The organism is Chryseobacterium aurantiacum, from assembly GCF_003020585.1.
GTDB classification, from domain to species: domain Bacteria; phylum Bacteroidota; class Bacteroidia; order Flavobacteriales; family Weeksellaceae; genus Chryseobacterium; species Chryseobacterium aurantiacum.
Genome location: NZ_PXUE01000001.1, coordinates 390,395 through 402,184, shown reverse-complemented (window position 1 = coordinate 402,184; position 11,790 = coordinate 390,395). Strand labels below are relative to the sequence as shown.

General features: G+C 35.0%; 10 protein-coding genes. 3 read left to right on the top strand and 7 right to left on the bottom strand.

Annotation, left to right across the window (positions count from 1 at the left end; all coding sequences use genetic code 11):
• Nucleotides 1-145: 145 nt before the first annotated feature.
• Both C7D53_RS01790 and C7D53_RS01785 read right to left on the bottom strand, forming a co-directional pair.
• Nucleotides 146-949 carry a T9SS type A sorting domain-containing protein gene (locus C7D53_RS01790; protein ID WP_106914690.1) on the bottom strand — a complete coding sequence of 268 codons (804 nt, stop codon included), beginning with the start codon at nucleotides 947-949 and terminating at the stop codon, nucleotides 146-148.
• Between the two features lie 91 nt (nucleotides 950-1,040).
• The gene (locus C7D53_RS01785) at nucleotides 1,041-1,796 is read right to left on the bottom strand and encodes a T9SS type A sorting domain-containing protein (protein ID WP_106914689.1); all 756 of its coding nucleotides are present in this window, start codon (nucleotides 1,794-1,796) and stop codon (nucleotides 1,041-1,043) included.
• Nucleotides 1,797-1,946: 150 nt separating this feature from the next.
• Here C7D53_RS01785 and C7D53_RS01780 point away from each other — a divergent pair, with 150 nt between their 5' ends.
• Complete coding sequence (locus tag C7D53_RS01780; protein WP_106914688.1) at nucleotides 1,947-5,174, top strand: hypothetical protein; 3,228 nt, start codon at nucleotides 1,947-1,949, stop codon at nucleotides 5,172-5,174.
• Between the two features lie 143 nt (nucleotides 5,175-5,317).
• On the top strand, nucleotides 5,318-6,313 hold the full coding sequence (dusB, locus tag C7D53_RS01775) for a tRNA dihydrouridine synthase DusB (RefSeq protein ID WP_106914687.1): 996 nt from the start codon (nucleotides 5,318-5,320) through the stop codon (nucleotides 6,311-6,313).
• Nucleotides 6,314-6,369: 56 nt separating this feature from the next.
• On the opposite strand, the gene deoC is transcribed toward dusB, so the two are convergent.
• From deoC to C7D53_RS01750, 5 genes are all read right to left on the bottom strand, one after another.
• Complete coding sequence (gene deoC, locus C7D53_RS01770; protein ID WP_106914686.1) at nucleotides 6,370-7,113, bottom strand: deoxyribose-phosphate aldolase; 744 nt, start codon at nucleotides 7,111-7,113, stop codon at nucleotides 6,370-6,372.
• A 4-nt stretch (nucleotides 7,114-7,117) separates the two neighbouring features.
• Nucleotides 7,118-7,588 (bottom strand): Lrp/AsnC ligand binding domain-containing protein, encoded by a 471-nt coding sequence (locus tag C7D53_RS01765; protein WP_047379047.1) that lies wholly within the window; start codon nucleotides 7,586-7,588, stop codon nucleotides 7,118-7,120.
• A 20-nt stretch (nucleotides 7,589-7,608) separates the two neighbouring features.
• Nucleotides 7,609-8,544, bottom strand: a complete 936-nt coding sequence (locus C7D53_RS01760; protein WP_106914685.1) for an endonuclease/exonuclease/phosphatase family protein — start codon at nucleotides 8,542-8,544, stop codon at nucleotides 7,609-7,611.
• Between the two features lie 364 nt (nucleotides 8,545-8,908).
• Nucleotides 8,909-9,580, bottom strand: a complete 672-nt coding sequence (gene trmD / locus C7D53_RS01755; RefSeq protein WP_106914684.1) for a tRNA (guanosine(37)-N1)-methyltransferase TrmD — start codon at nucleotides 9,578-9,580, stop codon at nucleotides 8,909-8,911.
• Nucleotides 9,577-10,839 (bottom strand): NAD(P)/FAD-dependent oxidoreductase, encoded by a 1,263-nt coding sequence (locus tag C7D53_RS01750; protein WP_106914683.1) that lies wholly within the window; start codon nucleotides 10,837-10,839, stop codon nucleotides 9,577-9,579. Before C7D53_RS01750 ends, trmD begins: the two co-directional genes overlap by 4 nt.
• Before the next feature lie 65 nt (nucleotides 10,840-10,904).
• Between C7D53_RS01750 and C7D53_RS01745 the strand changes: the two genes are divergently transcribed.
• The gene (locus C7D53_RS01745) at nucleotides 10,905-11,768 is read left to right on the top strand and encodes a glycoside hydrolase family 25 protein (RefSeq protein ID WP_106914682.1); all 864 of its coding nucleotides are present in this window, start codon (nucleotides 10,905-10,907) and stop codon (nucleotides 11,766-11,768) included.
• The last annotated feature ends 22 nt before the right edge of the window (nucleotides 11,769-11,790 follow it).

The following is an 11,790-nucleotide window of genomic DNA, read 5'->3' as shown; positions in this document are numbered from 1 at the left end:
AAAACAATACCATCTGATTGGGAAATTTACAAAAAAAACATCATAAATAAGTATACTTTCATGAGCAAATGATCAGTTCATTGTAATAAAAAAATCCGACCATTTCTTTGAAATGGCCGGACTGTATTTTGATCTGAAAACCTGATTAGTCTTTCAAGATTTTTTGAGATACCAATTGGTTGTTTACTGTACCTGTTACGATATAGTTACCTTTTGCCAATTCAGAAACGCTTACTGTTTCATTTTGTTTTACAGAAGCTGTTTTTACAACTTGCCCTGCCATGTTGAAAACTTTTACATCCTTAGCATCTGCACCGAAAGTAATTCCGTTGTTTTTAACCAGAGTGTTTTTAACAAAGTTTACAGTCTTCGCTTTGTTAGTATCTGAAACAGCTAGAGATCCAGTAGCAACCGTTTTGATAACGATATTATCTAGGTAAGCTCTATAAGAAGTATTTAAAGTTTCGAATGTAACTGTTGAATTTGCCTGTCCTCCTGTGAAAGTCACTGTTTTAGACTCAGGAGTCCCACTCATTACTGCAGTATAAGCTATCGTTTGATTTGCCAAATTAGTAACTTTTACAACAATAGTACTTGAAGGAGCAGTCCATCCTTTAACATCAAAAGTGATTACTACATTTCCTCCATCAGTAGATAAGTCCAAAGACTTTGAAGTCATTGTTCCGATAACAGAAGATGTACCTAATTTAGCCATACCGCCTGCGCTGTATACTTTCGAACCAGCAGGAAAGTTGGCTACAGGAGGAAGAGGGTTTGTAGAAGTTCCCGGGTTGTAAACATCTGTTGCATCAGGAGCATTAGCACCCGTTGAAGCTGTATTTCCACCTGCTGTGTAAGCAGCAAAGTTTTCAGATAAAACAACTGTTTGTTGAGCATTTGCCATAAAAGCTACAGCTGTAACGCTTAAAATAGTAAAGATCTTTTTCATAAAATAATTTTTTTTAAAATTTATATTGTAAAAGTACAAAAAAAACGCCCCTTTAAAAGATTAGGGTGATATAATTAACAATTTATTAAAATTACCTTTTAATAATTTTCTCAGAAACGGCTTTGCCATTAATATTTCCCGTCACCAAATAAATCCCACTCTGTAGACTTTCTACATTTACAGATCCATTTTCAATAACGGAAGCTTTTTTTACAACCTGTCCGTTTGTATTAAAAATTTTAATATCAGATTGGGCCCCAAAATAAATTTCTTTGTCTACAGAAGTATTCTTTACAAAAGTCTTTGTAGACAATTTTGTATCATGTACAGCAAGACCTGCTTCGGTAACAACTTTGATCTCATCAATAAAGAATCGCTTTGATGTAGCTGCGGCTGAGAATTTTAATTTCGTGCTTGAGGTACCACCTACTATATTTACAGAATATTCAGAAAACGAAGAATTCACTAAAATGAAACTATTTGTTCCACTAATGCTTCCACCACCTGTAATCGTAACGGTAAGTCTGGTATTATCGTTACTGTATCCGGCAGCCTTAAAGGTTAAAGTTGCATTTCCGGAAAGCCCGTTTAAAGTTGGAGTTGTTACAGCCCCTACACTATTGGAAGAACCAGCTTTGATACATTGTGCTGCTCCACCTGCTCCGGAAAAAACCCAGCCAGCAGATGAATAATTATTTAATGAACTTGTTCCTATATTCCCTGACCATGTATTATCATTTCCTCCTGTACCGTTTAAATCATCAAAGGTTGCGTTGAAAATAGTGGTCTGGGCAAAGGCTAATGTTGCACATAAAGCTGTTGCAAATAACGAATAAAGTTTTTTCATGGTTTTTAAATTTAATTATCAATAATTTGAACCACTAAATTACATCTATTTTTAAGGCATTCACAATAATTGGATTAATTTTCTGTTAATAATGCTAAACATCTTAGCATTAACATTTTTTAATTACTTTTACCAATTATTTTTCAGGAATTGCGGAATTTTTTTATCCTATTTGTTTTATTTTTCTTAGGCATATTTTCAGGAGGTGCTCAGGTATTCTCATGGAAAAATCCTAACGTTCCTGAAGACAGTATTAAAAGAGATAGTATCCTTACAGCAAAGCTTGAACAGGATATTTTTGCAAAAGATACCCTGGATTTTATACGTACCAACAACAGGGTTATTATTGATGAGGCCGTACTGGCTAAAAATGACAAGAAAAGATTTTTAGGAGAGCTTAACTCCAAAGGATCCATTATTCGTGGGATTACATTTGGTAATAACCAGGGGCAGTCTGTACAAAGTTCTATGGACCTTCAGATTTCCGGAAGACTTTCTAAAGATGTTACCATTTTAGCAAGTATTTCAGATCATAACCTCCCTATTCAGGCCGACGGTTACACGCAAACCTTGGAGGAATTTGATAAGATCTATATGCAGCTTAATATTAAGGATAAATCTATTCTTAGAGCCGGACACTTGGATCTTGTAGAACCTAAGAACTATTTTGCCAAGTACCAGCGAAGAAGCATGGGGATACAGTTTCAGACTGAATTTGGAAAAGAAAATAAAACGTTTGTAGATATTTCTGCTGGGGTAGCCCGAAGTGAATTTCACAGAGTCCGTTTTCAAGGTATCGAAGGAAACCAGGGACCCTATCGTTTGACCGGGAAAAACGGAGAACAGTTCATCACTCTTATTTCCGGTTCTGAACAGGTATTTATTGACGGGATTTTGATGAAACGAGGTGAAAACCAGGATTATGTAATCAACTATAACACCGGTGAAGTTACTTTTACCAGTTTCCGTCCTATTTTCCAACAGAATTTTATTACTATTTCTTATAACTATGCCAATAGAAATTACTCAAGATACTTATTCACCGGAAAGCTAGAGCATCAAAGAGAAAAATTCAAGGTTGGGTTGAACTGGTTCATGGAAAATGACAACAAAAATGCCCCTCTTTCCTTAAGTTTATCTAAAGAGGATGAACAGATCCTTGCGAATGCCGGAAATGATCCTAATCTGATGTTTGCACCATCCGGAGTTGTGACGGAGTATGATGTGAATAAAATACTATACCGCCTAAGTCCTGCAGGAAATTTTTATGAATTTTCAACAGATCCAAATGAAACACTTTATACGGTTTCCTTTACTTATTTTGGACCCAATCAAGGGGATTATAAAACGGCACAAACTACCAATAATGGGCGTGTTTTTGAATATGCCGGGCCTAATGCAGGAGACTACAGAGCTGTAAGAAAGCTTCCCTCTCCTCAGAAGTCGCAGGTTTTCTCTCTTAACTCTGAATACTTACTGAATGAAGGTAAAATAGGGACAGATATTTCTTTGAGTAACTATGATGTCAATTTATTCTCATCCAAAGATTCTAATCAGAATATGGGATACGCGTGGCGTATTTTCGGAAATAAAACCTTTACAAAAAGCTCATGGAAAGGAACTCCAAGTTTTGAGTACCAATATATTGATAAACAGTTTCATATTCTTGACCGTATTAATGATGTGGAATTTTCCAGGGATTTTAACTTGGTTCAGGAATTTAATAAAAAAACGCAGAACAGATTTATATTCAGCTTTTTGAATAAATGGAATAATAAGTCTACATTAAATTATCGTGTCAATTATTTGAATGAACAGGATTCTTATAAGGGGCTTAAAAATGATCTGGACTTCGGCTGGATTACAGGAAAATTCTTTACAAAAGGAAATTTATCTTATCTGAATACCACTGCAACGCTTCAGGATACCAAGTTCATTCGTGGAGGAGTGTCTACAGAATTTACCGGCAAAAAAGGAAGCTGGGCAATTGGTGGAAGCATGGAGCATAATGAGAAAAAATACAATGACACTCAGCTTATGGATGTCACAAGTTTCAGTTGGAAAGAACTTTTTGTTCAAAAGAAAATTGGAGACAGTACCCGTACCAAATTGCTTGCAAAAGTATATATGAGAGATAATGACTCTGTACGCGACAACAGGCTTCAGAGCATGAATAATATTTTGGGAATTATGGCGGAAAGTCAGATTATCAAGACAGAAAGAACCTCTTTAAATGCTTTAATTCATTATAGAAAATTCTTTTACCAAAGTGCAGAAGCTAATGTTACCCGAAACAATGACTTTGTTGTAGGAAATATTCTTTACAACCAACAGCTTTTCAGAAACGGTATGCGTCTTCAGGCTTTCTATGAGCTTGGAAACGGACAGGAAGCTCAAAGAGAGTTCCAATACATTAAAGTAACAGATGGACAGGGTGTTTATAAATGGACCGATTATAATGGGGATGGCATTCAGCAACTTGATGAATTTGAAATTGCTGAATATTCTGACTTGGCACAATATATTAGGGTTTACACCAACTCCGTAAGATATATTCCGTCTAATAAGAACAAGATACAGCTTGCTTTGTTTGTTAATCCTGCCATTGTTTTTAATTCTGAAAATGGATTTTTAAAACGCTGGAATTTTAATATTTCTTTAAATTCTCAAAATTCATTCTATAAAAAAGATAAAGTTCTGGTATTAAATCCATTTGAAAAAAATAGTGACCAGATCCTTAAAAATCAAAATATTCTGGCCTCCGTACAATTCAACCCTACAGATAAATCGGGATGGAACGGAAATTATAGATTTATTACCAATGATAACCTCATCAATGCGAATTTTAGCAATGAAGAGCGTGAACAAACCTCTCATTTCCTGAATTTAGGATATTGGTTTAATAAGGAATTCAGAGTAGATTGGGAAAATTCCGTTCATGATATCAAAAACTCTTCACAGCTATTTGCAACAAGAGATTATCGCTTAAATAACTTTGAAACCAAGCCAAAAGCAACTTATAAATTTACAGATGCTCTTCAGACTGAGCTTTCTTCTGCATACCGTCAAAAGAAACGATTAGACGGAGAAGAAATACTAAAGGCATTTGATATTACGGGAACCATCCAATGGGAGTACAGAAAGACTTCTATCCGTGGAAATTTCTCTTTTATCAACAATAACTTTAACGGAAATAATTTCAGTATTGTCGGCAACCAGATGCTTGATGGTCTAAAGCCCGGGAAAAACCAGGTATGGAGTGTATTTATTCAGCAGGCTATTAATTCATTCATCCAATTAAACTTAAATTATGAAGGACGAAATTCTGGCGAAAGAACCATTCATATTGGAAGTATGCAGGTAAAGGCGAGCTTCTAAAAAGCTTCATTATCAAATTATTACAATTAATTTTATATTGAAATTCTATTTCTATTTCGCTATCATTGCGTCCATATCTTCATCACTTACACTAATAGATAATATCATATTTTTCACTATTTAGAATTTTGTAAATTTGCACCATGATAAAAATAGGCAACATAGAACTGCCGGAATTTCCGCTTTTGCTAGCTCCAATGGAAGATGTAAGTGATCCTCCATTCAGACGTTTGTGTAAAATGCACGGTGCAGATTTAATGTATTCAGAATTTATTTCTTCTGAAGGTTTAATTCGTGATGCTATCAAAAGCCGCAAAAAGCTTGATATTTTTGACTATGAAAGACCAGTCGGTATACAAATTTTTGGTGGTGATGAAGAAGCAATGGCCATGTCTGCAAGAATTGTAGAAACGGTAAATCCGGATCTGGTAGACATTAACTTTGGATGCCCTGTAAAAAAGGTGGTCTGCAAAGGTGCCGGAGCAGGCGTGTTGAAAGATATTGATCTTATGGTTCGCCTTACAAAAGCAGTAGTAAGCTCTACTCATCTTCCTGTGACTGTTAAAACCCGTCTAGGCTGGGACAGTACTTCCATCAATATTGATGAAGTAGCAGAACGTTTACAGGAAACAGGAATTAAGGCTCTTACCATCCATGCAAGAACCCGTGCACAGATGTATAAGGGTGAGGCAGACTGGGAACATATTTCAAGAATCAAACAAAATCCTAATATTGAGATTCCTATTTTTGGAAATGGAGATATAGACTCTGGTGAAAAAGCATTGGAGTACAAACAAAAGTATGCTTGTGACGGAATCATGATTGGTCGTGCAGCGATTGGTTACCCTTGGATATTTAATGAAATCAAACATTTCTTTAAAACAGGTGAACGTTTACCTGCTCCAACTATTTCAGACCGATTATTGGCAGTACGTCAACATGCTGAATGGAGTGCAGAATGGAAAGGTGAAAGATTGGGACTGGTTGAAATGAGACAGCATTACAGCAACTATTTCAGAGGGATTCCTCACTTCAAGGATTTTAGAAAAAAATTCCTCGAAGTTTTCACTATGGAAGAAATGGACAGCTTAATCAAAGAAACTCAACAATTCTACGAAGAATATCAAGCTCAGATATAAAACAAAAAACCATCAATTTGATTGATGGTTTTCTTATTTTTATTTGAATATCAAATTTAATATCCTCCTGATGAAGATTCATTTTTAATGAGTGCCAATGCAGAGGAGGTTCCGATTCTCTTTACCCCCATATTAATCATTTTTTCAGCATCTTCAGGAGTTCTTACTCCTCCGGCAGCTTTTACAGGAAGTTTTCCAGCATTATCAATCATGATCTTTACTCCCTCAAATGTTGCCCCATTCGGTTTACCACCTGTTGTTTCATAGAAGCCAGTTGAAGATTTTACAAAAATCCCGGACAATTCGCTTTCAGAGAAGTTTTCTTCTGCCCAGTTAGAAATATTTTTGGTAAGATCTGCAATCTGCTCATCAGTTAATGCTGCAATTTCAATAATCCATTTAGCGATTTTATGATGTTCCAAAGATAATTGGGTACATTTCACAAATTCTTCTTTTACCAATTCTGTATTCCCTTGAAGGTAAGCCGTGTAATTAATAACAAAATCCAATTCATCAGCACCGTCTTCTATTGCTTTTGAAGCTTCTGCAAGCTTTTCATCAACTGAGTACGTTCCCTCATGAAATCCTATTACAGTACCAACTGCAACATTTGAATTTCTTTCATTAATATATTTTTTGATCTCTGCTACATAATCCGGACGGATCATTACGGCAAAAATACCATTATCAATAGCTTCCTGAGCAAGTTTTTTATCTATTTGAAGAGTTTCTTCATGTGAAATACCTGATTGTTCGGGTGTCTTCAAATAAGTTGAATCCAAATATTGGGCTATGTTCATATCGTTATACTTTCAATTGTCTGTAAATACCTTGTTCCAAAGATATGAAAGTTTCTGTTCTTGTTACTCCCTTCAATTTTTGAAGTTTGTTAAGGATTTGCATCAAATGGTCGTTATCCTTACAAAGAACCTTTAAGAATATTGTATAATTACCGGTTGTATAGTGGGCTTCCACTACTTCGTTAATATCATGCAAAGATTTTACCACTTCAGGATAATGACTTGGTTGATCCAAGAATACACCAATGTACGAAATTACCTTATATCCAATTTTTTTAGGATTAAGGAATGAAATTGAGTTTTCAATAACCCCTGCATGTTCCAGTTTCTTAATTCTTTGATGTACCGCAGTGGTGGAAATTCCTACATTCTTTGAGATGTGTGCTAAAGATGTTTTAGCGTTATCCATCAGCATATAGATGATTTCCTTGTCGATTGAATCTAAATGATAGCTTGTGTTGCTCGAATTTTTCATTTTTTTTATAATTTATGTTTTTACTGTAAGTTTTTAAACTTTACAAAAACAGGAAAGTGGTCGCTGTATCCACCTAAATATCGCGTACCGGCATAAGTTCTAAAAGGTCGCCCTTCAAAATTTCTGGTTCTGCTACTGATTTTTTCAGAATTAAATATGTGAGCATCCTGAAAAGCCAGAGTTTTATTGTCAAGAAAGGATCTCGACATAATAATCTGATCATACAGCAGTCCAGACTTATAATGAAAAGTAGAATAATTTCTTGTAGAAAACAACTCCTGAAATGGGTTCATTAAAACCTTTTCATGATCATTGTCATAGAGAATTTGTACTAAATTTTCATCATCCGGATTTTCGTTAAAATCACCACACAATATGACATGCTCCTTACTATCATCTACAATCTTCAGGATCCGTTCCCGGACCTCATTCAGTATAAAGGCTCTTTTAGGTTTATTGACATCTTTCTCGCGTTTAGAGGGAAGGTGAGCGATAAAGACATTAATAATTTCCCCTTTATATTCGATTTTAGAAAAAAGTACGTCCCTAGTTGTATCGTAATTTCCTGTGTTTTTATTTACTATTTCAAAAAAGAAAGTAATGGTTTCAGAATCAATTACCTTTACTTTATTTTTGTCATATAACATGGCTACGTCTACCTTTCTTTCGTCCATAGAATTGTAATGTATAATTCCATATTCTGAATTAAAAGGTTCCATCTCCACAAGATCCTCCAAAACTTTCCTTCCGGAAACTTCAGACAATCCAATTACAAATGGCAATACCCCATTATCCTCCTTCATCAATTGAAATACGTGAGAGATTTTAAAAAGTTTGTTTTTATATCTCTTTTCATCCCAGTTTCTTAAACCTGATTGGGTAGGATCTAATTTATGAACAGGCCTAGGATCGGGTAAAAATAAATTTTCTACATTATAAAAAGAGAACAGTTCCATCAACACAAATTTCTATACTTTAATTAATATGTCCTTTTTTCTAAACGCAAATTTATTATTTTTTTCAAAATTCATTTGATCTATCTATAATATTGAAAAATCAATTTATAACAATAAATATTTCAAATATAATAAAAAATACCAATAAAAACACCTGTATTGAATTGAATTTTCAACCATTTATTTAATTTGTTTCATATATCGAAATCGAAATAACATACAAAACTTAAAATAAATAAAATAAAACCTCAACTTAAAAACAGAAATGTTAATATTTTACTTCCTATTCACAATAATAACAAATATTATTCCATTTGATATATTAGCAGGCTTGATCAATAAAAAAGAGCGTTTCAAAAAAATTTTAAAGGAGATCCGGACGTTTTTCCTTTGTAATTCTTACGGCCTCATCGTGACGCCACTCTTCAATTTTACCCCAATTTCCACTTAATAAGATCTTGGGAACATCCAATCCTTTATAACTTTCGGGTCTTGTATAGATGGGAGGAGACAGAAGATCATCCTGAAAACTGTCTGTCAGAGCGCTTTGCTCATCATTTAGAACTCCGGGAAGCAATCTTATAATAGAATCGGCAAGCACACATGCAGCCAGTTCACCTCCTGTAAGAACGTAGTCTCCTATTGAAATTTCTTTTGTAATATGCAGGTCTCTCACTCTTTGATCAATTCCTTTATAATGTCCACAAAGAAAGATCAGATTATTTTTAATGGAAAGAGAATTGGCAATTTTCTGATTCAAGGTTGCTCCATCAGGAGTCAGATAGATTACCTCATCATAGTCTCTTTGGGATTTAAGTTCTGAAATACATTTGTCTATGGGCTCTATCATCATCACCATTCCTGCACCACCTCCATAGGGTTCATCATCAACTTGCCTATGCTTATTGATTGCCCAGTCTCTTAGATGATGAAAATGTACTTCCGCCAGTCCTTTATCTATTGCTCTTTTCAAAATAGAGGTGTTAAACGGACTTTCCATCAATTCTGGAAGTACGCTTATTATATCAATTCTCATTGTAATGTTCCGTTTTTCTTAGTAGGTATAATAATTAATCTTAAAGAAGAATCTTTGTTGATATAGCTCCACATCCAATTGAAGAATATGGCCAGCTTATTTCGAACGCTCAAAATTAGCATTAAATGGAGAAACATCCAGAAATACCATGCTAAAAATCCCTGAAATTTAATGAATGGTAAATCTACAACGGCTCTGTGCTTTCCAATTGTTGCCAGTGAGCCTTGGTCATCATACTCATACTCGTTCCATTCTCCTGAAGTTTTCTTTAAAAGATTTTTACCTAGATTTTTTGCTTGATTAATCGCTACGTTGGCAACCTGAGGATGTCCTTGCGGATATTTAGGAGTCTCCATATAGGCAATATCTCCGATTGCATAAATATTGTCGTAGCCTTTTATTTTATTATATCGATCTACTATGTATCTGTTTCGCACTAATTTATCTTCGGGAAAGCCATCTATTACATTTCCCGTAACCCCTGCTGCCCAAATTACATTATTAGAGGGTATTTCCTTATCACTTTTCAGATGTACTTTTTCTCCGTCGTAATCTGTAACCACTTCTCCACTCATGAAAGTTACACCAAGATCTTTAAGATACTTTTCTGATTTTTCCTGAGCTTCAGAACTCATTACAGCAAGTGGTTTTTCTGTGGAGCTTACCAGAATAATCTTTAGCTGATCGAAGTTCATATAAGGATAATCCCTTGGAAGAATATCTTTTTTCATTTCAGCAAATGCTCCTGCAAGCTCTACTCCTGTAGGTCCGCTTCCTACAATAACGATATTCCAGTTTCCGTCATCGCTTCTGCTCTTTTCAATAATCAGTTTTTCGAAGGTCATTAAAACGTGATTTCTAATGCTGATTGCTTCCTGAGTATTTTTCATTCCGAAAGCTTTTCCTTCAAGTTCTTTGTTACCGAAAAAATTAGTTTTACAACCTGTTGCGATAATGAGTTTGTCATAAGTGAATTCTGCCTCATCGGTAATCACCTTATTGTTTGCAGCATCAATTTCTCTGACATCTGTCATTCGGAACTGAGTGTTTCTGGATTGCTGAAAAATCTTTCGGAATGGGAAAGAAATATTGGAGGGCTCTATCCTCCCGGAGGCTACCTGATAAAAAAGCGGCTGAAACATATGATGATTCATCCGGTCCAGAACAATTACTTTTTTGTTCTTATTATTCAATGTTTTTGCAAGCTGCAGCCCCGCAAATCCTCCTCCTATAATGATGATTTTTTCGCGTGTTTCCATAATACACAAATTTACTGATTTTATTTAGCAATTAGCAGTGAAAAAAGTTAGTTTTGCAAAACTTTATGACACCAAAAAAGTACACCAAAAAAACTGCCAAACAGATTCATAAGAACCGACGAAAGAATTATTTTTTCCGTCGATGGGTGATATTAGCAATTTTAATAGTTGCTTTAATTGGAACTGGTTTTTATCTTAAACAATCTGTTAGTTACTACTACGCTCTGTACTTCAATAAATTTACTCATAAAAAACTGCACAACAGCGAAAAGGAGGCTTCCCGAATTCAAAGAGTTTTAGCAAATAACCTTGATAAAACCTATGGCTTTGATGTTTCTCACTATCAAAACAGGGAAGATATCAAATGGGACAGTCTAAGTATTGGAAACAAAACGATTCCGTTGGAATTTGTGGTAATGCGTGCCACCATGGGAAACCGCAGTGCAGATAAGCACTTTGATGAATTTTGGGAAATGGCCAAGAAACATAATCTGATCCGTGGAGCCTATCATTTTTACAGAGCTGATGAGGATCCTGTAATTCAAGCCAACAATTTTTTAGCGAATGTAAAATTAGAAAGCGGAGATCTTCCGCCTATTTTGGATATTGAAAAGATCCCTAAGCGTAAAACCAATAAAAAGCTGATTGAAGACCTAAAAGTATGGTGTAAAATTGTGGAAGAAACTTATGGTGAAAAGCCCATTATTTATACCTACTACCACTATTATAAGGATTTTCTGAAAGGAGAATTTGAAGGATATCCATTATGGCTGGCCAATTATAATGATGTCCCTACCCCATCTCCAAATGATCAATGGGATTTTTGGCAATTTACTGAAAACGGAATTGTTCACGGAATTAATACCAAGGTGGATCTTGATGTCTATAATGGAAATTCCTGGTCTTTAAAAAGACTGACATTGGATTGATAGAAAAGAAACAAGAAGACAG

Coding starts and splice junctions, on each gene's coding strand:
- C7D53_RS01790 (WP_106914690.1), bottom strand. CDS start 949: ATGAAAAAGATCTTTACTATTTTAAGCGTTACAGCTGTAGCTTTTATG.
- C7D53_RS01785 (WP_106914689.1), bottom strand. CDS start 1,796: ATGAAAAAACTTTATTCGTTATTTGCAACAGCTTTATGTGCAACATTA.
- dusB (WP_106914687.1), top strand. CDS start 5,318: ATGATAAAAATAGGCAACATAGAACTGCCGGAATTTCCGCTTTTGCTA.
- deoC (WP_106914686.1), bottom strand. CDS start 7,113: ATGAACATAGCCCAATATTTGGATTCAACTTATTTGAAGACACCCGAA.
- C7D53_RS01765 (WP_047379047.1), bottom strand. CDS start 7,588: ATGAAAAATTCGAGCAACACAAGCTATCATTTAGATTCAATCGACAAG.
- C7D53_RS01760 (WP_106914685.1), bottom strand. CDS start 8,544: ATGGAACTGTTCTCTTTTTATAATGTAGAAAATTTATTTTTACCCGAT.
- trmD (WP_106914684.1), bottom strand. CDS start 9,580: ATGAGAATTGATATAATAAGCGTACTTCCAGAATTGATGGAAAGTCCG.
- C7D53_RS01750 (WP_106914683.1), bottom strand. CDS start 10,839: ATGGAAACACGCGAAAAAATCATCATTATAGGAGGAGGATTTGCGGGG.
- C7D53_RS01745 (WP_106914682.1), top strand. CDS start 10,905: ATGACACCAAAAAAGTACACCAAAAAAACTGCCAAACAGATTCATAAG.